Genomic DNA, 21335 nt, shown 5'->3' on the forward strand with positions numbered 1-21335 from the left:
CCATGGATGGCGGCGACCTCGAGACCGGCTGTACCGCATCGATCATCATGTGACCGGCAGCAATGGTGGCCAGCCCGCTCCCCCATCGCAGCGCCCACCACCTCGGGCCCACCCTCAGCGCCACCTCCATCCCCCCACCCTCACGCGTCAATGCGAACGCCAAGAATGTGGATAACCGGTCGCTGTGGAGGAAAGGCCATCATTGACTCCTGGCAAAACACCACGCCGGCCTTTCACAGCCGTTCGAGCCGTTCCCGCCGACCACCGCCGCCGCCGCTGCCGGCTCCTCCCGCAGGCTCGCCACCCACCCATCCCCACCCTCAGGTGACGCGACATGAACGCTTATGTTGGTCATCGTTTGCTCTTATGCCTTCATCGCCCCACCATGGACGGCGATCACTTCCGACCTCCAGGAGCCAGCGTGACGACCACCGCGACCACCGGGCTGAACCCGCACCTCACCGACCTCGCCGCCCGGCTGCGCGCCGAGATCGGCGAGGACGCCGTGATCACGGAGCCCGAGGAGCGCTACGCGGGGGACACGGCCGTCCGCGCCGGGGCCGGGACCGAGTTCCTGCTCGTCCTGCCCCGCGACACCGCGGGGGTCCAGGCGACCCTGCGCGCCGCCCACGAGACGGGCACCGTCGTCGTGCCGCGCGGCGCCGGCTCCGGCCTCTCCGGCGGTGCCGTCCCCTCGCACGGCACGATCGTGCTGGGCCTCGAGCGGCTCACCGCGATCCGCGAGATCGACCCGCTCGACGAGGTCGCCGTGGTCGAGGCGGGCGTCATCACCGCGGACCTCTCCGCCGCGCTGGCCCCGCACGGCTTCTTCTACGCACCGGACCCGGCGAGCGCGCGGCTCTCGAGCATCGGCGGCAACATCGCCACCAACGCGGGCGGGCTGCACTGCGCGAAGTACGGCGTGACCCGCGAGTCGGTGCTCGCCCTCGAGGCGGTCCTCGCCGACGGCACGCTCCTGCGCACCGGCCACCGCTCCATCAAGGGCGTCACGGGCCTGGACCTCACGCAGCTGCTCATCGGCTCGGAGGGCACGCTCGCCGTGGTCACCGCCGCGACGGTGCGGATCCGCCCGCTTCCCGTCGCCCGCCGCACCCTGCTCGCCCGCTTCCCCTCGACGACCGCCGCCGCGGCCGGGGTCAACGCGATCTCGCTGAGCCCCGTGCGGCCCGCCGCGACGGAGCTGCTGGACGCGGCGACGCTCCACGACATCGACGCGAACGCGGGATCCCGGATCGCCGAGGGCGACACGACGATCCTGCTCATCGAGCTCGACGGCTACGGCGTCGAGGAGCAGACCACGGACCTCACCGCGGCGCTCACCGTCGCCGGGGCGACCCTGCGCGTGATCGAGGACGAGGCGGAGGCGGAGCACCTGTGGGAGCTGCGCCGCTCGGGCCGCGGATCGGGCGCCGGCGGGCACCGCCTGGGTGAGGACGTCGCGGTGCCGAAGTCCCAGCTGGGCGCCGTCTTCGCGGAGCTCGCGGAGATCGGCGCCCGCCACGGCGTGCAGACCTCCGCCGTCGCCCACGCGGGAGATGGCAACCTCCACCCGAGCCTCGCCCTGCCCTCCGCCCCGGAGGACGTGCCCGGGCAGCTCCCGCCCGCGATCCTCGCCGCCGCGGACGACCTCGTCCGGGCCGCGATCGACCTGGGCGGCACGATCAGCGGCGAGCACGGCATCGGCACCGCCAAGCGCGGCTGGCTCGACCTCGAGCTCCCCACCCCCTCCCGCGACCTGCAGCGCCGCCTGAAGGACGCCTTCGATCCCCGCCACCTGCTGAACCCCGGGAAGGCCCTGTGATGACCACGACCTCGACCGCCTCCGCCCGCCTCTCCCCCGAGCGCCTCGCCGGCGGGCTCCTCTCCGCGCTCGGCGCGCGGGAGGACCGCTCGCGCGGCTTCGGCAAGGCCGCCGGAGCGCTGCCCGGGGCCGTCCCGCTGCTGGGCGGCGCCCCGAGCGCGGACGCCCTCCCCCTCGACGCGATCCGCCGTGCCACCGCCGCGCTCACCGAGGACCCGCAGGCCCTCGTCGCCGCGCTGCAGTACAACGTGACGCCGGGGATCACCCCGCTGCGCGAGTGGATCGCGGAGCGCGAGGGCGTGGACGCGAGCCGCGTGCTCATCACCAACGGCGCCTTCCACGGCCTGTCCCTCGTGTTCGACGCGCTGCTGGACCGCGGCGACCGGATCGTCGTCGAGGACCCCACCTACCCGCTGATCTTCCGCGACCTCCAGCACCACGAGGTCGAGGTGCTCCCGCTCGCGCTCGGCGAGGACGGGTTCGACATCGACGCCCTCGAGGCCCGGCTCGAGGCGGGCGCGCGCCCCAAGCTCCTCTACACGGTCCCCGACCTCCACAACCCGACGGGCTTCGTCACCCCGGCGGCGCAGCGCGAGCGGCTCACGGAGCTCGCGGAGCGCTACGGCTTCGTCATCGTCTCCGACAACGCGTACGCGGGCCTCGGCTTCCCCGGCGTCGAGGTGCCCGCGGACTACGACCTCGGATCCGAGCTCGTGGTGCACGTGCGGACCTTCTCGAAGGTCCTCGGACCGGGGCTGCGGCTCGGCTATCTCGTGCTCCCCACCTGGCTCGTCGGCCCCGTGACGCGTCTGCGCGCGAACCAGGACCAGCACTCCTCGGTGCTCGTGCAGTCCGTCGTCGAGCGGATCGTCGGCGCGGGCGACCATGCCCCGCTCGACGGCGGCCTCGACGGCATCGCGGACCGCGCCCGGGCCGCCTACGCCGACCGCTTCGACCTGGTCGCGGGGCTGCTCGACGCGGCCCTCCCCGGCGGGGTCACGGTGGACCATCGCAGCGGCGGGATCTTCCTGTGGGCGCGCGTGGAGGACGAGGGCGTGGACCTCGCCGCCGCGCAGCAGCTGGCCCGCACCCGCTTCGGGACCGATGCCGTGCTCGGCCGCTTCTTCTTCCTCGAGGAGGGCACGGAGGATCGCGGCCGTCTGCGGATCGGCATCAGCCACCTCCCCGAGGACGGCCTGCGCACCGGCGTCGAGCGGCTCGTCGGCGCCCTCACCTCCCCCGAGGCGCGGCGATGACCCCCACCTCCCGGCGCCATCTCCTGCAGGGCCTCGGGGCCGGGGCCCTGGGCCTCGCCGCGCTCCCCCTCGCCGGCTGCGCGGTCGACGCCGCACAGGCCGGCGGCGCCGCCGACGCGCAGGACCAGGAGCTCAGCTTCCTCATCTCCAACCTCGACGGCGGCTGGGTGCCCTCCAAGAGCGCCATCTCGAGCTACGAGGCGAACGTGTGGCAGCAGCTCACGGACAAGCTCGTGCACACCGATCCCGAGGGGAAGGTGTCCCCGTGGATCGCGGAGTCCTGGGAGCAGGACGAGGACGCGACCGCGTACGTGCTCCACCTCCGGGACGGGGTCACCTTCTCCGACGGCACGCCGCTGGACGCGGAGGCCGTCGTCGCGAACATCCAGGCCTGGGCCGTCGGCCGGCCCGAGGAGGGGCTCGCCCGGGTGGGCCTGTTCCCGGGCAGCACCTTCGAGGCCGCGGAGGCCGTGGACGCGCGGACCGTGCGGGTCACCTTCACCGCGCCGACCCTCTCCTTCCTGCCGACCCTCGGCTACCACGGCTGCCAGCTCATGGCCCCGTCGAGCCTCGCCGGCTCCCTCGAGCAGCAGTCCGACCTCGCCTTCCAGATCGGCTCGGGCCCCTTCGTGCTGGACTCCTGGGCCGCCGGGGACCATGTGCGCCTCGTGCGCCGCGAGGACTACGACTGGGCGCCCGAGGTGCTCGGCGCGAGCGGACCGGCGAGCCTCGCCGCGATCACCTTCACGGTGCTCCCGGACGACACGCTGCGCGCCTCCGCCGCGCGCGCCCACCAGACCGACGTGTCCTACAACGTGAACCCGCAGGTGCTGGACTCCTTCACGGAGGCCGGCTTCCACATCGAGGTGCCCCGCTACCTCGGCTTCGTGCACGGCTACAACCTCCGCACCGACGTCGCGCCCTTCGACGACGTGCGCGTGCGGCAGGCGTTCACGCGCGGCATCGACCGGGCGGAGATCCTGCGGACCGTCTTCACCGACGCCTGGGAGCCGGCGACGAGCTGGCTGCAGTCCGGCGTCCCCGAGGCCACCGACCTCACGGACCTCTTCGACTACGACCCGGACCTCGCGGCGTCCCTGCTCGACGAGGCCGGGTGGACGCAGCGCGACGCCGACGGCTTCCGCACGAAGGACGGCGTGCAGCTCGGCTTCACGATCTACCCCACCCCGTACCTCACCGGCTCCGTCCCCGAGGCGGAGCTGATCGGCCAGCACCTGGGCCGGCTCGGGATCCATGTGCGCACGCAGAAGCTCGACATCCCCACCTGGGGCGAGCGCGTCACCAACGACCCGACGCAGGGCGTCGCCGAGGTGACCCGCAGCTTCGTGGACGTCGGCACGGTCGCCGGGGTCGTGACCGACGAGGGCGAGGACTGGTTCGCCGTCGGCTCCTCCGACGCGGAGCTCGTGCGGCTCCGGGACGAGGTCGCGGGCGCCGTCTCCCGCGAGGAGCGCGCCGGCGTGGTCGACGAGCTGTCCCGGCACGTGCTCGAGCAGGCCTACTTCATCCCCCTGGAGCAGAACGTGCAGCGCATCTACGTGCAGACCCCGGGTCTGAGCGGCATCACCTTCAACGCCGTCGCGATCCCCTCGTACCACGCCGCCACGAAGGAGCCCTCATGAGCACCGCGGCCACCCTCCCCCGCCGGGCCGCGGCGCCGTCGGCCGCCGCCGCCTCCGCCCGCCGCTACGCCGCCTTCGCCGCGCGCCGCACCGGCCAGGCGCTGATCGTCGTCGTCCTCGCCTACGTGCTCGTGTTCCTCGTGCTCGCCGCGATCCCGGGCGACCCGATCTCCGCGCAGCTGGACAGCCCGCAGGCCGGGTACACCGACGCGGAGAAGGCGCAGATCCGCTCCTTCCACGGCCTCGACCGGCCCGTCCTCGTGCGGCTGCTGATCTCGCTCGGCAATGCGGTGCGCGGGGACCTGGGGCTGTCTCTGTCCACCTCGCAGCCGGTCACCGCGGTGCTCGGCGCCGCGATCCCCTCGACGCTGGCCCTCGCCGTCACGGCGCTCGTGCTCGCGGTGCTCATCGCGGCCGTGCTGGGTCTGCTCTCGCGGCTGCTGCCCGAGGGGCCGCTGAACGGGTTCGTGCGCGCCCTGCCCACGGTGTTCCTCTCGACCCCGAACTTCCTCATCGGCCTCGTGCTGATCCAGGTGCTCGCCGTGAACCTGGGACTGTTCAGCCTCGTGGACCCGGACAGCGCGGGCTCGACGCTCGCCGCGGCGCTGACCCTCGCGATCCCCGTCTCCGCGCAGATCGCGCAGGTGCTCATCACCGCGCTCGACGACTCCGCCGGCCAGGACTACGCGGAGGTCGCCGCCTCGCGCGGCCTGCCGCCCGCGCAGGTGGTGCTGCGGCACCTGCTGCGCCCGTCCCTGCTGCCCACCGTGACCGTCGTCGGCCTCGTGCTCGGCGAGGTGCTGGGCGGCTCGCTCATCACCGAGACGATCTTCGGCCGCACGGGCGTCGGGACGGTCGTGCAGAAGGCGGTCGCCGCGCAGGACGTCCCCGTGCTGCTCGTCGCCGTGGTGCTCTCCGCCGCCGTGTTCGTCGTCGTGAACCTCGTGATCGACCTGCTGTACCCGCTGCTGGACCCGCGGCTGCGCGGGACGGAGGGAACCCGATGACCGCGACCGCACTGACCACCGGGCCGCTCGCCGCGGCCCGCCCGCGCGCTCTCGCCCGCCGACGACCGCCCGTGACGGTGATCCTGTCCCTCGCGGTGATCCTGCTGGTCCTCGCCTGGTCGCTCGTGCCGGGCCTGTTCACCCGCCACGACCCGGCGCTCGGCGTGCCGGACGACAAGTTCACCGCACCCGGCGGGCAGTACTGGCTGGGCACCGACCACCTGGGGCGGGACCTGCTCACGCGGATCATCCACGGCTCCGCCTCCTCGATGACGAGCGCATTGATCGCGGTCGCCATCGGTGTGGTCGTGGGCGGCGTGCTGGGCCTGCTCTCGGGCTACCTCGGCGGCTGGGTGGACGCGGTCGTGGGCCGCGTCGTCGAGGTGCTGCTCGCGATCCCCGGCTTCCTGCTCGCCGTGGTCGTCGTGACGGCGCTCGGCTACGACACCCGCAACGCCGCGATCGCGACGGGCGTCTCCGCGGTCGCCGTGTTCGCCCGGCTCATGCGGGCGGAGGTGCTGCGGGTGCGCACGAGCGTGTTCATCGAGGCGGCGCGCGTGAACGGCGGCTCCTCCGCGTACGTGCTGCTGCGGCACGTGCTGCCCAATGCGCTGCGGCCCGTCGTGTCCCTCGCGATCCTGCAGTTCGGCGTCGCGATCCTCGTGATCGCCGGGCTCGCGTTCCTCGGCTACGGGGATCCGCCCCCGGCCTCCGACTGGGGTCTGCTCGTCTCCGACGGCCGCGAGCATCTCCTGCACGCCCCGTGGCTCGTGATCGCCCCGGGTCTCGTCATCGCCGTCGTCGTGCTGTCCGTGAGCCGCATCAGCCGCTGGCTGGATCAGGGGAGGAACCGATGAGCATTCTCGAGGGAACGCAGGGCAGCACCGACGGAACGGCCCGGGAGCCCGCGCCGCCCGTCCCGCTGCTGCAGGTGAGCGGTCTGAGCGTCGCCTACGGGGACACCGACGTCGTGCACGACGTCTCGTTCTCCGTGGCCGAGGGCTCGGCGCTCGCGCTGATCGGCGAGTCGGGCTCAGGCAAGTCAACGATCGCGCGGGCCGTGCTACGGCTGCTCGGCGCGCGCCGCGCCCGCGTCGACGGCTCGATCGCCGTGCAGGGCCGTGAGCTCACGGGGCTGCGCGAGGCGGAGTTCCTGCCGCTGCGCGGCCGCGTGCTGGGCTTCGTCCCGCAGGATCCGGGCTCCTCGCTGAACCCGGTGCGCTCGATCGGCGCGCAGGCCCTCGAGGCGGCGGCGCTCGTGCCCGGAGCGCGTCGCCGCGCGGACCGCGAGGCGCTCGTGCGCGGCGCGCTCGAGCGGGTGGGGCTGCCGGACCCGCAGCGGATCATCGACTCCTTCCCCCATCAGCTCTCCGGCGGGCAGCTGCAGCGGGTGCTCATCGCGCTCGCGATCCTGCCCGGGCCGCGGCTGCTCGTGGCCGACGAACCGACCTCCGCCCTCGACGTCACCGTGCAGAAGCAGATCCTCGACCTGCTCGACGACCTGCGCCGCGAGCTCCGGATCGGGGTCCTGCTGATCACGCACGACCTCGCGATCGCGGCCGCCCGGGCGGAGGAGGTCGTCGTGCTGCAGGACGGCTCCGTCCAGGAGGCGGGGCCGACGGCGCAGGTGTTCACCGCGCCCCGCTCGACGTACACGCGGGCCCTGCAGGCGGACGTCCCCGGCCTGAACCCGGACCGCTTCGCGGGGCTGCGCGCGGAGCGGGACGAACGGCACCCGCTCACGGGCGACGCCTTCCCCACCGATGCGCCGCAGGTGCAGGTCTCCGACGTCTCCCGCACCTTCCGCAGCCGTGACCGCGAGGTGCGGGCGCTGGACGGCGTCTCCTTCGCGATCCCCCGCGGCCGCACCCACGCCCTCGTGGGCGAGTCCGGCTCGGGGAAGTCCACGGCGGCCCGCGCCCTGCTGGGCCTCGAGACCGTGGACGCGGGGAGCCTCACCGTGCGCGGTCGCGCGGTCGATCCGACGGACCGTCGGGCGCTGCGCGAGGTGCGCCGTCACCTGCAGATCGTCCACCAGAACCCCTTCACCTCCCTGGACCCGCGCTTCACCGTGGAGCGGATCGTCCGCGAGCCGCTGGACCTGTACCGCGTGGGCGACCGCGCCGAGCGGGAGGAGCGCGCCGCCTGGGCGCTCGAGGCGGTGCGCCTGCCCGAGGCGCTGCGCTCCCGGCGACCGGGCACACTCTCCGGCGGGCAGCGCCAGCGCGTCGCGATCGCCCGGGCCCTCGCCCTGCGGCCGGACGTCCTCGTGCTCGACGAGCCGACGAGCGCCCTCGACGTGACCGTGCAGGCGGGGATCCTCGAGGTGCTCCTCACCCTGCAGCGGGACCTGGGCCTGACCTACCTGTTCATCTCCCACGACCTCGGCGTGGTGCGCCAGTTCGCGGACACCCTCACGGTGCTGCGCCGCGGCGAGGTCGTCGAGGCGGGTACCGTCGACCGGGTGCTCTCGGATCCGCGCGAGGAGTACACGCGCCAGCTCATCAACTCGATCCCCGCCCGCCGGGACACGACGGAGGTGCCCGCATGACCGCCACCGATCAGGGACGGACGCTCCTGCGGGACGGCCGCACCCTGACCTGGGAGCGCACCAGCTGGGACGATCCGCGCGGCGAGGCCCTGCGCACCGCGATGGACGCGGAGATCGGCCCCCGGTACGCGACCCTGCGCGGGGACAGCCCCCGCCCGGCGCCGCCCACCACGGAGGACGTCGCCTTCCTGCTGCTCGCCCTCGTGGACGGCGAGGTCGCCGCGACGGGCACCCTGCGCCGGCTCCCGGACCGCTGGGAGGTCAAGCGCCTGTTCATCGACGCCGGGCACCGCCGTCTGGGCCTCGCGAGCGCCGTCCTCGAGCAGCTCGAGGAGGGCGCCCGCGAGCAGGGCGCCACGGAGCTGTTCCTGCAGACCGGGAACCGCCAGCCCGAGGCGATCGCGCTCTACGAGCGGCAGGGCTGGGAGCGCGTCCCCGTGTTCGCTCCCTACGATCCGGCCGACGGGATCAGCGTCTGCTTCCGGAAGCCGCTCCCCGCCTGAGGACCGCCTCGAGGGGGGCAGGATCTGCGGCGTAGACCGGCTCGATCTCGGCGCGCGGGCGCCCGTACAGGGTGTAGGCGTCCAGGGCCGTGCGCGCTCCGAGCGGCCCGGCGAGCACGGCCTGCGCCTCGGCGGCGCGGGAGTCGTGCTCGGTCGCGGTGCGATGGTGCGCGGCGAAGGGCTCCCGCGCGGTGACGGCCACGTCGAGGTCGCTCCACCCGTCGAGCAGCTCCGGCGCGGTCACCGAGCCGTAGGGGACGACGTCACCGGGGACGCGCTCGGCGAGGCGTGCGAGCAGGTCCGGCTGCCAGGAGGTCATGCGCCGAGGCTATGCCCCCTCACCGCTCCCCTGCCCTGGGGGGGTCGGACTCCGGCCGGTCGCGCGGGTCAGAGTCCTCGTTCGCGTGGAAGTTCGCTCCTGCGCGCGGGAATCTCCAGGTGCAGGTCCTCGGTGTCCCGTGACCAGAGCCGGTCTCCCAGGACCTCACCGGGCGCCCGCTCGGCACGGTGCTTGGCGGCCTCGGGATCGTGGGAGGGATCGTCACCGGTGATGCGTGTCGGCACCTGCACCTCCTCCATCGGCTGATCCCGAGCACCATAGCCACGCCGGGTACGGTCCGTCGACGGGTGCGGCCCGGCGCTCAGCCCAGCAGCTCCGCGACCGCGGCGTCGGAGGCGGCGAGCGCGCCCCGGTCGAAGGTCGATCCGGAGGCGAGGACCTCGTCGGCCCCGGTCGCCTCGACCAGGCGCTCGACCCGCGGGCGCAGGGTCGCGGCGGATCCCGCCCAGGCGGTCGCGAGGCCCTGCTCGACCCGGGAGGCCTCGCGAGCGGTGAGGTCGCGGGCGCGGATCGTCGCCGGGTCCTCGAGCGGCGGGAACTCACCCGTCACGCGGGAGGCGACCATCGCCCAGATCTCCGGGAGGGCGAGCTCGCGGGCCTCGGCGTCGGTGCTCGCGACGAGCAGGTCCATCGAGAGCATGACGTGGGGACGGCTCCCCCGATGGGGGCGGAAGCCGCGGCGGTAGGCGCCGACCTGCGCGCCGAGGTCCTCGCTGTGGAGGATCGGCCCGCCGATGACGACGCCGAGGCCGAGCTGCGCCGCCGTCGTGAGGCCCGCTCCGGTCGCGAGCAGGTGCAGCGGCGGCGGCGTGGCGGCGGCCGGGCGGGCGGTGATCGGGCCGTCCCCGGCGAGGAGGTCCCGCACCTGCTCGACCTCGCGGGCGAACTCCTCGGGGCTCGCGGCGTCACGGCCCAGCGCCTCCCGCACCGGGGCGGTGAAGCCGAGCGAGCGCCCCAGCCCCAGGTCCACGCGGCCCGGGGTGAGCGCCTCGAGCAGCAGGAACTGCTCGGCGACCACGAGCGGGCGGTGGTTGGGGAGCATGACGCCGCCGGAGCCCAGGCGGATCCTCGAGGTGCGCTGGCCGATCGCGGCGAGCAGCACCGCCGGGGCGGGGCTCGCGATGCCCGGCACGGCATGGTGCTCGGCGACCCAGAAGCGGCGGTAGCCGAGCGCCTCCGCGGCCACGGCCCGCTCGATGCTGTGCCCGGGCGCCGCCTGCTCGGGCAGGTCGGAGCGCGTGCGGGTGCGATCGAGGAGGGACAGTTCCACGGCATCCGCAACGCCGCGACCCCCGCGTCTCTTCCCGTTCCGGGGCCTCCGGGCGGGTGATCCATCCCCCTCCTCCGGGCCCCGCCACGGCGCCCGTGACGTGGCTAGGCTCGCGCCATGAGCACGCCCCACGTCCCCCTGTCGATCCTCGATCTGGTCCCCCTCAGCGAGGGGCAGGACGCCCGGGAGGGGATCGCCGTCTCGATGCGCGCCGCGCAGGCCGCGGACCGCTCCGGCTACTCCCGCTACTGGTACGCCGAGCACCACAACACGGAGTCCCTCGCCTCGAGCGCCACGAGCCTGCTGATCGACCGCGCCGCCTCCCTCACCGAGCGGATCCGGGTGGGCTCCGGCGGGATCATGCTCCCCAACCACTCCCCGCTCGCCGTCATCGAGCAGTTCGGCACGCTCGTCCAGTTCCACGGCGACCGGATCGACCTGGGCCTGGGCCGCGCGCCCGGCACCGACCAGTACACGGCGCAGCTGCTGGCCCGCACCTCCGCGGAGCCCGGCGCCTTCGTCGCCGCCGTCGAGCAGATGCGCGACTGGTCCCAGGCCGAGCCGAGCGGCCGCCTGCCGATCCGCGCCGGCGTCGCCGAGGGCACCGACGTGCCCATGTGGATCCTCGGCTCCACGACCAACGGGGCCCGGCTCGCCGCACAGCTGGGGATGCCCTTCTCCGTCGCCTCGCACTTCGCGCCCTTCCAGTACCTCGACGCGCTGCGCGTGTACCGCGAGAGCTTCAGCGCCACCCAGAGCGAGGCCGCGCAGATCGACGCGCCGCGCACGATGGTCGGCGTCAACGTCGTCATCGCGCCGACGGACGCGGAGGCGCAGCACCTGTTCACCACGAACGTGCAGCAGTTCCTCGGCATCGTCACCGGGCAGCGGATGAAGACGCAGCCGCCGCGGGACCTCGAGGGCGCCTACCCCGACCACCTCATGCAGCAGGTCGAGCAGACCCTCTCGATCCGCGCCGTCGGCTCCCCGTCGAGCGTCGTCTCCCAGCTCGAGGCGATCGTCGACGCCACCGAGGCGGACGAGCTCATCGTCACCGCGAACTATTTCGACCCCGAGCACCGGATCCGCGGCATCGAGCTGCTCGCCGAGGCCTGGGGGCTCTGAGCCCGCACCCTCTCGGCACCTGCCGTCCGTGACGGCGGATGACGCCGGATGACGGCGCCCCGGTCCCGGCCGGGGCGCCGCGCGCATAATCGCTCCATGAGCGCACTCGTCCTGCAGTCCGACTTCGGGCTCGACGACGGCGCGGTGAGCGCCATGTACGGCGTCGCCGTGGGCGTCGATCCGGGCCTGAGGATCCACGACGTCACCCACAACATCCCGCCGTACGACATCTGGGAGGGCTCCTACCGCCTCGCCCAGGTGCTCTCCTACTGGCCCGAGGGGACGGTGTTCGTCTCCGTCGTGGACCCGGGCGTCGGCTCCGACCGCCTCTCCGTCGTCGCCCGCACGGCGACCGGCCACCTCGTGGTCACCCCGGACAACGGCACCCTCACCCATCTCGACGCGATCTTCGGGATCACGGAGCTGCGGGAGATCGACGAGACCCGCCACCGTCGGCCCGGATCCGAGGAGTCCTACACCTTCCACGGGCGGGACATCTACGCCTTCACCGGCGCCCGGCTCGCCGCCGGGATCGCCGCCTTCGAGGACGTGGGCCCCGCCCTGGACCCCGCGGCCCTCGTGCGGCTGCCGATCACGGAGCCGGAGCTCGCGGACGGCCGCGTCACCGGCACGATCGACACGCTCGACGTGCGCTACGGGTCCCTGTGGACCTCGATCCCCCGCACCCTGTTCGCGCAGCTCGGCGTCGGCCCCGACGACCGGGTCACCGTGCGCGTGCGCCACCACGACACCGTGGTCCACGCCGCGGGCGTCCGAGTCCCAGGTGCAGCGTCGGCACTGCGGGCTCCACTCCCCCCGTGCGCATGACGTCGCTGACCGCGGCGTACACCTCCGCCGGCGGGACGGGGACGACGAGGGGCTCCTGGATCTCGTCGGTCATCGGGCCATTCTGCCTGCGACCGGACCGCGCTCCTGCCCGGCACCGGCCCGGCGACGACAGCGGGCCCCGACCCTCCGGAGAGGATCGGGGCCCGCTGTGCGCTCGGGTCGAGCGGCAGGTGATCAGCCGTGGGGCTGGATCACATCATGCCGCCCATGCCCCCCATGCCGCCCATCTCGTCGCCACCGGCGGGAGCCTTGACGGGCTCCGGCTTGTCGGCCACGACGGCCTCGGTGGTGAGGAACAGGCCCGCGATGGACGCCGCGTTCTGCAGCGCGGAGCGGGTGACCTTGACGGGGTCGATGATGCCGGCGACGAGGAGGTCCTCGTACTCGCCGGTCGCGGCGTTGAGGCCCTGGCCCACGGGGAGGCTCTTGACCTTCTCCGCGACGACGCCGCCCTCGAGGCCGCCGTTGACGGCGATCTGCTTGAGCGGGGCCTCGATCGCGATCTTCACGATCTTGGCGCCGGTCGCCTCGTCACCGGTGAGGCTGAGCTTGTCGAAGGTGTCCTTGCCGGCCTGCAGCAGGGCCACGCCGCCACCGGCGACGACACCCTCCTCGACGGCCGCCTTCGCGTTGCGCACGGCGTCCTCGATGCGGTGCTTGCGCTCCTTGAGCTCGACCTCGGTCGCGGCACCGGCCTTGATGACGGCCACGCCGCCGGCCAGCTTCGCGAGGCGCTCCTGGAGCTTCTCACGGTCGTAGTCCGAATCGGAGTTCTCGATCTCGGTGCGGATCTGCTTCACACGGCCGGCGATGCGGTCGGCGTCGCCGGAGCCCTCGACGATGGTGGTCTCGTCCTTGGTGACGACGATCTTGCGGGCCTGGCCGAGCAGCTCGAGGCCGGCGGTCTCGAGGCTGAGGCCCACCTCCTCGGAGATGACCTGGCCGCCGGTGAGGATCGCCATGTCCTCGAGCATCGCCTTGCGGCGGTCGCCGAAGCCGGGGGCCTTGACGGCCACGGACTTGAAGGAGCCCTTGAGCTTGTTGACGACGAGCACGGCGAGAGCCTCGGCCTCGACGTCCTCGGCGATGATCGCGAGGGGCTTGCCGGACTGGATGACCTTCTCCAGCAGCGGGAGGAGGTCCTTGACGGCGGAGACCTTGGAGGAGAGCAGGAGGATGTAGGGATCCTCGAGCACGGCCTCCTGGCGGTCGGCGTCGGTGACGAAGTAGGCGGAGATGTAGCCCTTGTCGAAGCGCATGCCCTCGGTGAGCTCCAGCTCGAGGCCCATGGTGTTGGACTCCTCGACCGTGATCACGCCCTCCTTGCCGACCTTGTCGAGCGCCTCGGCGATGAGCTCGCCGATCGCCGGGTCGGCCGCGGAGATGGCGGCGGTGTTCGCGATCTGGTCCTTGGTCTCGATCTCCTTCGCCTGCGCGAGCAGGGTCTCGGAGACGGCGGCCACGGCCTTGTCGATGCCGCGCTTGAGCGCGATCGGGTTGGCGCCGGCGGCGACGTTGCGCAGGCCCTCCTTGACCAGGGCCTGGGCGAGGACGGTGGCGGTGGTGGTGCCGTCGCCCGCGACGTCGTCCGTCTTCTTGGCGACCTCCTTGACGAGCTCCGCACCGATCTTCTCGTACGGGTCGTCGAGCTCGATCTCCTTGGCGATGGAGACGCCGTCGTTGGTGATCGTGGGGGCGCCCCAGGACTTCTCGAGGACGACGTTGCGACCCTTGGGGCCGAGGGTGACCTTGACGGCGTCAGCGAGCTGGTTCATCCCGCGCTCGAGGCCGCGACGGGCCTCCTCGTCGTAAGCGATGAGCTTGGCCATGGTGGAATCTCTCCCGTGTCTGTGATGTCCACCCGATCCAGTGCCCGCGACGGACGGCATCCGACACCGTGTTCCTGTCCCACGGCGGCGGATCCCTCACGGGATCGGAATGTTCAGGGCCCGGCACGCGGAGAGCTGTCACTCCCGTGCACCGAGTGCCAGATCATCATAAGCACTCTCCCCCTGAGAGTGCTAACCCCGTTCGCCTCGAGCACATCGCGGCTCCCGGTCTGATGCAGAACGGGCCGCCCTGCGCCCCGGACGTGCAGTCCGGTCGGCGTGGGCGGCCCGTCCTCGGGGCTCTGCCGGGCGCTCAGCCCTCGCCGTCGCCCGAGCCGAAGTCGTCGGCCGGTTCCTCGATCGCCACGAAGGTGATGCTCGCGTCGTACTCGTCGCTCTGGCGGGCCTCGCCGGCGCCCACCGAGTCCGCGAGGGCCTGGGCGCTCGCGGCGTCCGCCTCGTCGCGGTAGAAGACCACGGCCTCCTGCTGGCGGTTGTCCGCGGTGCCGACGTCGACCTTCTCCCAGCCGTCGTCCTCGAGGGCGCTCTGCCAGGTCCCGGCCAGGCCGTTGATGCCGCCGGCGTTGACGACGAGGACGGGGGTGGACTTGTCGGCCTCCGCGGCCGGGGCCTCCGAGGCGCCGCCGCCGTCGCTCTGCGCGGCCTCCGAGGAGGCGGCCGGGGTCGTGGGATCCGCGGAGCGCTCGTCCCCGCCGCGACCGAGGTTCCCGATTACGAACAGCAGCACGACCAGGGTCACGAACGCGGCCGCGATGATGACGATGTAGACCAGGTTCTGGCGCCAGAACGGCTCCTCGGCGCGGTGGGCGCCGTGGAACGAGGAGGCGTCCGCCTCGTCGTCGAACCGGTCGGGCGGGTAGGGGTACTGGGAATCTGCCACGGGCCCATTGAACCAGCTCGGCCGGGGAGGTCGCGGGAGCACACGCTCCGCGTCCCGACGGATGCGGCGGCTCAGGCCACCTGGCCCGGATCCTGCGAAGCGGCGGAGGACGGGTCCGCGGAGACGCGCCGACCGCGCAGCCGGTGCACGAGCGCGGGTGCCGTGCGGAGCGCGTCCGGGGAGTCCAGCAGCGCGTTCAGACGCACGTAGTAGGCGATGCGGGAGATGCCGATCTCCTCGCGGATCGCCCGCTCCTTCGCCCCCACGTAGCGGAAGGTGCGCGATTCGAGCTCGAGGATCCGGCGGTCGCTCTCGGAGAGGGCGGACGCGGACGGATCGGAGGGGAGCTCGGCGGGCATGGATCGACCCTACGGCGGCGCGCGGGGCGGGCGTCGGCGGCGCGCCGCCCGCCGCGCGGGGACCTGTCGCCCCTGCCACACTGGAACCATGCCGAGCACTCCGCGACCCCTCTCGCAGACCCTCGCCGAGGACTGGGCCCGCGCCCTCGCCCCCGTGGAGGAGCGCATCCACGGGATCGGCGGCTTCCTCCGCGAGGAGGTCGCCGCGGGACACGGCTACCTGCCCGCCGGCGAGGACGTGCTGCGCGCCTTCACCACCCCGCTCGCGGACGTGCGCGTGCTGATCGTCGGCCAGGACCCCTACCCCACCCCGGGCCACCCGATCGGCCTCTCCTTCGCGGTCGAGCGGCACGTGCGCCCGCTCCCCCGCTCGCTCGTGAACATCTACAAGGAGCTCGCGGCCGATCTCGGGATCCCGCCCGCCTCCCACGGGGATCTCACCGCCTGGCAGGAGCAGGGCGTGATGCTGCTGAACCGAGTGCTCACCGTGCGGCCCGGGGCACCGGCCTCGCACCGCCGCCGCGGCTGGGAGGAGGTCACCGAGCTCGCGATCCGCTCCCTCGTGGAGCGCGGCGGTCCGCTCGTCGCCGTGCTCTGGGGCCGCGACGCGCAGTCCCTCGTGCCGATGCTGGGAGACGTGCCGCACGTGGCCTCGCCGCACCCGAGCCCGCTCTCCGCCTCCCGTGGCTTCTTCGGGTCCCGACCGTTCTCGCAGGTGAACGCCCTTCTCGAGCAGCAGGGCGCCGCGCCGGTGGACTGGCGCATCGAGCGCGACTGAGGCCCGCCCGGGCCACTGCCCGCCGACTGTCCACAACGCGCGCGGGCACGGGGCGCTCGCGGTCTAGCGTGGGGCGGGGCCGACGGAGGAGGGGACCATGAGCGGCGGCACGAGCACTGCGGGACGCGCACGCGCCCTGCTGCGCTCGCTCCGGGACGATCCGCGACGGCGGGCCGGCACGATCGCCTTCCTCGTGGTCTCCGCGCTCTGGGTGGCGATCGGCGCGGGCATGGCGATCGCCCGGGAGGAGCCGGTGGGGACCGCGATCGACGGCGGCAGCTTCACCACCGTCTCCCCGGCAGGCTGGGGCTCCCGCAGCGCGCCCGCGGGCGCGGGCCTCACCCTCGTCGCCGGCCTCGAGTCCGCGGATTCCACGCAGCGCATCTCGATCCTCCGCTCGCAGGACGGCACCGGGCCCTCCGCCCTGTGCGACGCTCTGCAGGCCGGCTCGATCACCCAGGGTCTCGCCCAGGTCGGCACCGATCTCGCCGATCCCCCGCCTCTCGACGGCCGCACCACGGACCGCCGCACCCTCGAGGCCGTGCCCGTGGACGCCTATCGCGCCGATCTGGTCTGCGCGGCCGACGGCACCGCCGCGATCGCCGTGCTCACCGAGTCGGCGCCGGCCCCGGATCAGGAGCAGCCCGAGGCGGCGCGTCAGCTGCTCGAGGACTGGAGCTGGCAGGAGGGCTGAGCCGGCCCGTTCAGCCCGCGGTGACCACGAGGCTCGAGACGATCCGGGCCTCCTCGGAGGAGATCTCCTCCGCACCGTAGGTCTCCGCGACGATCTGCAGCACGCCGCCGTCCACGTCCAGGCACCAGGTCTCCGCGACGACCGGCCGGCCGTCCCACGTGCCGTGCACCCGGTGGTGCGCGGCCGGGGCGCCGCCCACCTCGGTCCGGTCGAGCTCCTCGGCGTCCTCGTGGTCGTCGAAGCCCCAGCCCAGGAACGGGGCCTGCCAGCGGCACTCGGCGACGGCCTGCCGCTCCGACTGGAACTGGTAGACGGTCACGTTGTCCCCGTGCTGCATGCCGTCGTCGTCCTCCTCCTGGCCGGCGGTGCGGCGCAGGTTCAGCTCCATGCCGGTGTCCGGGGTGCGGTCGCCCTCCGCCCAGGTGTCGGGGTGGGTGAGCGTGAAGGTGGTGCCGGTGAAGGTCACGGTCGCGGGGGCGCTGGTCGTCGCGGGCGGGTCCTCGCGACCGTCGCGACCCACGAGGTAGACGACGCCGCCGATCGTCGCGACGAGCAGCAGCACGAGCAGGAGGGCGAGACAGCCGACGGCGATCCAGATCCCCCAGCGGCGGCCCTGCGGGGGCGCGGGCGGCTGCGGGTACCCGCCCTGCGGGCCCTGACCGTTCGGACGGCCCTGCTGGGCCGGCGTCGGCCCCTGCGGGCCCCACTGCTCGCTCATGCGCCTCCCCGTCCCCCGGATGATCGGGCCCATGCTACGGCGGGGGCCGCCGGCGCAGTACCGTGTCGCCATCGCCCGCGACCCCCGCGCGCACGCCGCGGCGGTCACGACTCCCCCTGGAGGAACCGATGCCCCTGAACTCCGCCCAGTTCGCCCCGCAGGGACCGGGGGTCGACTACGACCCCCACTGGTACCGCCGCGCCGTGTTCTACGAGGTGCTCGTGCGCGCCTTCGCGGACGGCAACGGGGACGGCACGGGCGACTTCGGCGGGCTCATCGAACGGCTCGACTACCTGCAGTGGCTGGGCATCGACTGCCTGTGGCTGCCGCCCTTCTTCGCGTCCCCGCTGCGCGACGGCGGCTACGACATCTCCGACTACGAGGCGGTGCTGCCGGAGTTCGGGTCGATCACCGACTTCGAGCGGCTCGTCTCCGAGGCGCACCGTCGGGGGATCCGCGTCATCATCGACCTGCCGATGAACCACACGAGCGACAAGCACCCGTGGTTCCTCGAGTCCCGCTCCGACCCCGAGGGCCCGTACGGGGACTTCTACGTGTGGTCGGACACCGACGAGAAGTACCAGGACGCGCGCATCATCTTCGTGGACACGGAGGAGAGCAACTGGAGCTTCGACCCGGTGCGCCGGCAGTTCTACTGGCACCGCTTCTTCTCCCACCAGCCCGACCTGAACTTCGAGAACCCCGCCGTGCGGCAGGCGATGCTCGACGTCGTGCGGTTCTGGCTGGACAAGGGCATCGACGGCTTCCGCGCGGATGCGATCCCCTACCTCTACGAGGAGGAGGGCACCGACGGCGAGAACCTCCCCGCGACCCACGCGTTCCTCGCGGAGCTGCGCGCCTTCGTCGACGAGCACTGGCCGGGCCGCGTGATCATCGCCGAGGCGAACCAGTGGCCGAGCGACGTGGTCGAGTACTTCGGCTCCGAGGAGTCCCCGGAGTGCCACATGTGCTTCCACTTCCCGGTGATGCCGCGGCTGTTCTACGCCCTGCGCGAGGGCTCCGCCCGGCACATCATCGACATCATGGCCCAGACCCCGTCGATCCCCCGCGGCGCCCAGTGGGGCACCTTCCTGCGCAACCACGACGAGCTGACCCTCGAGATGGTCTCGCCGGAGGACCGCGCGGCGATGCTCGGCTGGTACGCGCCGGACTCGCGGATGCGCGCGAACGTCGGCATCCGCCGCCGCCTCGCCCCGCTGCTGGACAACTCCCGCGCCGAGCTCGAGCTGATCCACGCCCTGCTGCTCTCGCTGCCCGGCTCGCCGTTCCTCTACTACGGGGACGAGATCGGCATGGGGGACAACATCTGGCTCGAGGACCGCGACGCGGTGCGCACCCCGATGCAGTGGACCCCCGACCGCAACGCCGGGTTCAGCGAGATCACGGACCCCGGGAAGCTGTACCTGCCGGTGGTGCAGAACCTCGTCTACCACTACGCGACCGCGAACGTGGAGGCGCAGATGGCGCACTCGAGCTCGCTGCTGCACTTCGTGCGGGGGATGCTCGCGGTGCGCCGCGCCCACGAGGCCTTCGGCATGGGCGAGTACGGGCCTGTCGCGGCGGACTCGGAGCGGGTCCTCGCCTTCACGCGCAGCTACGACGGCGCCGAATATCGAGAGGACGCCGCCGAGCACGCCGAGACCCTGCTGTGCGTGTTCAACCTGGCGGCGCATCCCGTGACGACGACGCTCGACGTCACCGGGCTCGAGCGGCGCACCATGCGGGACCTGTTCGGCGGCCACGAGTTCCCGCCGATCGCGGAGGACGGCTCGCTCACCCTGACCCTCGGCTCGCACGGCTTCTACTGGCTGCGCGTGCGCCCGCTGCGGGAGGACGGCGAGCCGATGACCCAGACCACGGCCCTGCCGGTGATCGACGATTCCGCGGTCGGGATCTGACCCGGTGGAGGTGCCGTCACGGGGCCGGCCGCGCCGCCGGCTCACCGGCGTCCGGAGGCGGGACCTGTATCGTGCTCGCCCGGACTCGGCCGAGACTGCGGCCGGGACGACGGAATCGGAGACGGATGTGACGACACCTCGAACGCCCGAGCAGGAGGCGCGCGACCCGCGCACCGCGCCGGAGCGGCTGCTCGAGCTCACGCAGAGCCATCCCGAGCTGCACGACGCCATCGTGACGAACCCGTCCTGCCCGGAGGCCGCGCGCTCGTGGATCCTCGCGACGAACCCCTCCGCGAAGCAGGCCTTCGAGCAGAGTGCCGGCTCCGCGCCCGAGGCGGGCTCCCCCTCCGCCCCCGCGGCCGACGCCGCTCCTGCGGTGGAGCCCGAGACCGGGTCCGAGACCGAGACCGACGCCGCCCCCGCTGCCGAGCCCGACACCTCGCTCGCCCCGCTCACCGCCGCGCCGGAGGCCTCCGTGCCGCTGGACGCCGGCCCGCCCACCGAGCCGCACGAGCCGGTCCCCGCGAGCAGCGGGGTGCGCATCAACGAGGGCAGCGGCGTCGTCGCCCTGCCGCCCGGCGCAGGTCGACCCTCGCCGGACCCGGCGCCGACGCGCTCCCCCGCCGCGGACGCCGACGCCGCCGCCGACCCCGGGGACGCCCCGGAAGCAGATGCGTGGACCGTCGTCCGCCCCTCGGCCGACCCCGCGTCGCCCGCGCAGCCCGGTCCCTCGACCGCGGCAGCCGCAGGGGCCGCCGCCCCGGCGCCCGAGCCCGACACCGCCCCCATGACCGCGCCGCCCACCCCCACGGCCGCCTTCCCGGCCGTCGCCGGAGCCGCCGCGGGCGGTGCTGTCGCGGGCGGCGCCGCTGCAGGTGGCTACTCCGGCAGTGCGCCGTCGGCCGGTGCGAGCGCCCCCGCGGCCCCCGCTCCCGGTCCTGCCGCCGCGGCCCCGGCCGGGCCGATCCCCTGGGGCACGAGCGGCCAGAACCGGCCGCCGTCGGACGACGACGGCCGGTCCCGCCGCCGGGTCTGGTGGGCCTGCGGCGGCTGCCTGCTGCTCGCCCTGATCCTCGCGATCGTCGGCCTGCTCGCGGGACGGGCCTGGCTGAGCGACGGCGAGGACACCTACAGCCGCGACAGCACGACCTCCGCCTCCGCGGAGCCCTCGGAGCAGGAGTCCAGCGCCGCCGAGGAGCCGAGCGCCGACCCGGTCTCCCCCGCCCCGGACTCCGCCCAGGAGCTCGACGCGGTCGCCTCCCCCACCGGCAACATCACCTGCAGCCTCGAGGGCGACAGCGTGGGCTGCTCCGTGGCGGAGCACCGCTACGGCGACGACATCGAGGGCTGCGCCGACGGCCCGTTCTCGATCGTCGTGGCCGGGGAGGACGCCGCCCCGGACTGCTCCCAGGAGTTCGGCAGCGGCGCGCAGACCCTCGCCTACGGGGAGAGCGCCGTGAACGGCGATGTGGCCTGCACGAGCGAGTCCTCCGGCATGACCTGCTGGAACGTGATGACCGGGAAGGGCTTCACGGTGAGCCGCAGCTCGTACGACACCTTCTGACCCCGCCCCGCTCCGCGACCGGTCCGGACCGGATCGGTAACGAGCAGGACACTGCATGGGCGAGGGCCGGCATGGCGAGGCGGCGCGAAGGGGCGATGCCTTCTCGGCCCACGCGGCCCGCGACCGCACACGGGCCAATCAGGCGAAGTATCGGACAGATGTCCGGCCCTCCTGCCACACTCCTCCCCAATCGGGCATCTCGCCCGT

General features: G+C 73.6%; 20 protein-coding genes. 13 read left to right on the top strand and 7 right to left on the bottom strand.

Going from position 1 to position 21335, the window contains the following annotated elements; all coding sequences use genetic code 11:
- The first annotated feature begins 421 nt into the window (after positions 1-421).
- The 7 genes from C1N80_RS14890 to C1N80_RS14920 are packed head-to-tail and all read left to right on the top strand — an operon-like array spanning position 422 to position 8782.
- A complete protein-coding gene (locus C1N80_RS14890; protein WP_240811161.1) occupies positions 422-1822 on the top strand; it encodes an FAD-binding oxidoreductase in 1401 nt (466 codons plus the stop codon).
- The gene (locus C1N80_RS14895; protein WP_137771492.1) at positions 1822-3078 is read left to right on the top strand and encodes a PLP-dependent aminotransferase family protein; all 1257 of its coding nucleotides are present in this window, start codon (positions 1822-1824) and stop codon (positions 3076-3078) included. The genes C1N80_RS14890 and C1N80_RS14895 overlap by 1 nt, the downstream gene beginning before the upstream one ends.
- A complete protein-coding gene (locus tag C1N80_RS14900; protein ID WP_137771493.1) occupies positions 3075-4721 on the top strand; it encodes an ABC transporter substrate-binding protein in 1647 nt (548 codons plus the stop codon). Before C1N80_RS14895 ends, C1N80_RS14900 begins: the two co-directional genes overlap by 4 nt.
- Positions 4718-5728 (top strand): ABC transporter permease, encoded by a 1011-nt coding sequence (locus C1N80_RS14905; protein ID WP_137771494.1) that lies wholly within the window; start codon positions 4718-4720, stop codon positions 5726-5728. Before C1N80_RS14900 ends, C1N80_RS14905 begins: the two co-directional genes overlap by 4 nt.
- Complete coding sequence (locus C1N80_RS14910) at positions 5725-6585, top strand: ABC transporter permease (RefSeq protein ID WP_137771495.1); 861 nt, start codon at positions 5725-5727, stop codon at positions 6583-6585. Before C1N80_RS14905 ends, C1N80_RS14910 begins: the two co-directional genes overlap by 4 nt.
- Complete coding sequence (locus tag C1N80_RS14915; RefSeq protein ID WP_137771496.1) at positions 6582-8279, top strand: ABC transporter ATP-binding protein; 1698 nt, start codon at positions 6582-6584, stop codon at positions 8277-8279. Before C1N80_RS14910 ends, C1N80_RS14915 begins: the two co-directional genes overlap by 4 nt.
- Positions 8276-8782, top strand: coding sequence for a GNAT family N-acetyltransferase (locus C1N80_RS14920; RefSeq protein WP_137771497.1), 507 nt, complete (start codon positions 8276-8278; stop codon positions 8780-8782). The genes C1N80_RS14915 and C1N80_RS14920 overlap by 4 nt, the downstream gene beginning before the upstream one ends.
- Here the strand turns inward: C1N80_RS14920 and C1N80_RS14925 are convergent.
- The 3 genes from C1N80_RS14925 to C1N80_RS14935 all read right to left on the bottom strand — a co-directional run bounded on the left by C1N80_RS14925 (position 8748) and on the right by C1N80_RS14935 (position 10392).
- Positions 8748-9101 (bottom strand): hypothetical protein, encoded by a 354-nt coding sequence (locus C1N80_RS14925; protein ID WP_137771498.1) that lies wholly within the window; start codon positions 9099-9101, stop codon positions 8748-8750. The two genes, C1N80_RS14920 and C1N80_RS14925, sit on opposite strands and share 35 nt — an antisense overlap.
- Before the next feature lie 68 nt (positions 9102-9169).
- The gene (locus C1N80_RS14930; RefSeq protein WP_137771499.1) at positions 9170-9361 is read right to left on the bottom strand and encodes a hypothetical protein; all 192 of its coding nucleotides are present in this window, start codon (positions 9359-9361) and stop codon (positions 9170-9172) included.
- A gap of 62 nt (positions 9362-9423) precedes the next feature.
- On the bottom strand, positions 9424-10392 hold the full coding sequence (locus C1N80_RS14935; RefSeq protein ID WP_137771500.1) for an MsnO8 family LLM class oxidoreductase: 969 nt from the start codon (positions 10390-10392) through the stop codon (positions 9424-9426).
- A gap of 117 nt (positions 10393-10509) precedes the next feature.
- On the opposite strand from C1N80_RS14935, the gene C1N80_RS14940 reads away from it, so the two are divergent.
- Together C1N80_RS14940 and C1N80_RS14945 are read left to right on the top strand one after the other, a co-directional pair.
- Positions 10510-11517 (top strand): LLM class flavin-dependent oxidoreductase, encoded by a 1008-nt coding sequence (locus C1N80_RS14940; RefSeq protein WP_137771501.1) that lies wholly within the window; start codon positions 10510-10512, stop codon positions 11515-11517.
- Between the two features lie 96 nt (positions 11518-11613).
- Complete coding sequence (locus tag C1N80_RS14945) at positions 11614-12345, top strand: S-adenosyl-l-methionine hydroxide adenosyltransferase family protein (RefSeq protein WP_137771502.1); 732 nt, start codon at positions 11614-11616, stop codon at positions 12343-12345.
- 212 nt (positions 12346-12557) lie between these two features.
- On the opposite strand, the gene groL is transcribed toward C1N80_RS14945, so the two are convergent.
- The 3 genes from groL to C1N80_RS14960 all read right to left on the bottom strand — a co-directional run bounded on the left by groL (position 12558) and on the right by C1N80_RS14960 (position 15455).
- The gene (gene groL, locus C1N80_RS14950) at positions 12558-14195 is read right to left on the bottom strand and encodes a chaperonin GroEL (RefSeq protein WP_137771503.1); all 1638 of its coding nucleotides are present in this window, start codon (positions 14193-14195) and stop codon (positions 12558-12560) included.
- 313 nt (positions 14196-14508) lie between these two features.
- A complete protein-coding gene (locus tag C1N80_RS14955; protein ID WP_137771504.1) occupies positions 14509-15096 on the bottom strand; it encodes a LytR C-terminal domain-containing protein in 588 nt (195 codons plus the stop codon).
- Positions 15097-15167: 71 nt separating this feature from the next.
- A complete protein-coding gene (locus C1N80_RS14960) occupies positions 15168-15455 on the bottom strand; it encodes a DUF3263 domain-containing protein (protein ID WP_137771505.1) in 288 nt (95 codons plus the stop codon).
- 88 nt (positions 15456-15543) lie between these two features.
- Here C1N80_RS14960 and C1N80_RS14965 point away from each other — a divergent pair, with 88 nt between their 5' ends.
- Entirely contained in the window at positions 15544-16233 is a 690-nt protein-coding gene (locus tag C1N80_RS14965) for a uracil-DNA glycosylase (protein WP_137771506.1), read from the top strand.
- Between the two features lie 97 nt (positions 16234-16330).
- On the top strand, positions 16331-16927 hold the full coding sequence (locus C1N80_RS14970; RefSeq protein ID WP_137771507.1) for a hypothetical protein: 597 nt from the start codon (positions 16331-16333) through the stop codon (positions 16925-16927).
- A gap of 10 nt (positions 16928-16937) precedes the next feature.
- Here the strand turns inward: C1N80_RS14970 and C1N80_RS14975 are convergent, their stop codons facing one another.
- Positions 16938-17645, bottom strand: coding sequence for a hypothetical protein (locus C1N80_RS14975; RefSeq protein WP_137771508.1), 708 nt, complete (start codon positions 17643-17645; stop codon positions 16938-16940).
- 128 nt (positions 17646-17773) lie between these two features.
- On the opposite strand from C1N80_RS14975, the gene treS reads away from it, so the two are divergent.
- Positions 17774-19564, top strand: coding sequence for a maltose alpha-D-glucosyltransferase (gene treS, locus C1N80_RS14980; protein ID WP_137771509.1), 1791 nt, complete (start codon positions 17774-17776; stop codon positions 19562-19564).
- Between the two features lie 127 nt (positions 19565-19691).
- Positions 19692-21128, top strand: a complete 1437-nt coding sequence (locus C1N80_RS14985) for a hypothetical protein (RefSeq protein ID WP_137771510.1) — start codon at positions 19692-19694, stop codon at positions 21126-21128.
- The last annotated feature ends 207 nt before the right edge of the window (positions 21129-21335 follow it).

The organism is Brachybacterium sp. SGAir0954, from assembly GCF_005490785.1.
GTDB classification, from domain to species: domain Bacteria; phylum Actinomycetota; class Actinomycetes; order Actinomycetales; family Dermabacteraceae; genus Brachybacterium; species Brachybacterium rhamnosum.

Bases quoted from the DNA above. Each gene is read 5' to 3' on its own strand.
- groL (WP_137771503.1), bottom strand. From the start codon at position 14,195: ATGGCCAAGCTCATCGCTTACGACGAGGAGGCCCGTCGCGGCCTCGAG.
- C1N80_RS14945 (WP_137771502.1), top strand. From the start codon at position 11,614: ATGAGCGCACTCGTCCTGCAGTCCGACTTCGGGCTCGACGACGGCGCG.
- treS (WP_137771509.1), top strand. From the start codon at position 17,774: ATGCCCCTGAACTCCGCCCAGTTCGCCCCGCAGGGACCGGGGGTCGAC.
- C1N80_RS14915 (WP_137771496.1), top strand. From the start codon at position 6,582: ATGAGCATTCTCGAGGGAACGCAGGGCAGCACCGACGGAACGGCCCGG.
- C1N80_RS14910 (WP_137771495.1), top strand. From the start codon at position 5,725: ATGACCGCGACCGCACTGACCACCGGGCCGCTCGCCGCGGCCCGCCCG.
- C1N80_RS14900 (WP_137771493.1), top strand. From the start codon at position 3,075: ATGACCCCCACCTCCCGGCGCCATCTCCTGCAGGGCCTCGGGGCCGGG.
- C1N80_RS14960 (WP_137771505.1), bottom strand. From the start codon at position 15,455: ATGCCCGCCGAGCTCCCCTCCGATCCGTCCGCGTCCGCCCTCTCCGAG.
- C1N80_RS14925 (WP_137771498.1), bottom strand. From the start codon at position 9,101: ATGACCTCCTGGCAGCCGGACCTGCTCGCACGCCTCGCCGAGCGCGTC.
- C1N80_RS14905 (WP_137771494.1), top strand. From the start codon at position 4,718: ATGAGCACCGCGGCCACCCTCCCCCGCCGGGCCGCGGCGCCGTCGGCC.
- C1N80_RS14920 (WP_137771497.1), top strand. From the start codon at position 8,276: ATGACCGCCACCGATCAGGGACGGACGCTCCTGCGGGACGGCCGCACC.
- C1N80_RS14895 (WP_137771492.1), top strand. From the start codon at position 1,822: ATGACCACGACCTCGACCGCCTCCGCCCGCCTCTCCCCCGAGCGCCTC.
- C1N80_RS14940 (WP_137771501.1), top strand. From the start codon at position 10,510: ATGAGCACGCCCCACGTCCCCCTGTCGATCCTCGATCTGGTCCCCCTC.
- C1N80_RS14965 (WP_137771506.1), top strand. From the start codon at position 15,544: ATGCCGAGCACTCCGCGACCCCTCTCGCAGACCCTCGCCGAGGACTGG.
- C1N80_RS14930 (WP_137771499.1), bottom strand. From the start codon at position 9,361: ATGGAGGAGGTGCAGGTGCCGACACGCATCACCGGTGACGATCCCTCC.
- C1N80_RS14970 (WP_137771507.1), top strand. From the start codon at position 16,331: ATGAGCGGCGGCACGAGCACTGCGGGACGCGCACGCGCCCTGCTGCGC.
- C1N80_RS14975 (WP_137771508.1), bottom strand. From the start codon at position 17,645: ATGAGCGAGCAGTGGGGCCCGCAGGGGCCGACGCCGGCCCAGCAGGGC.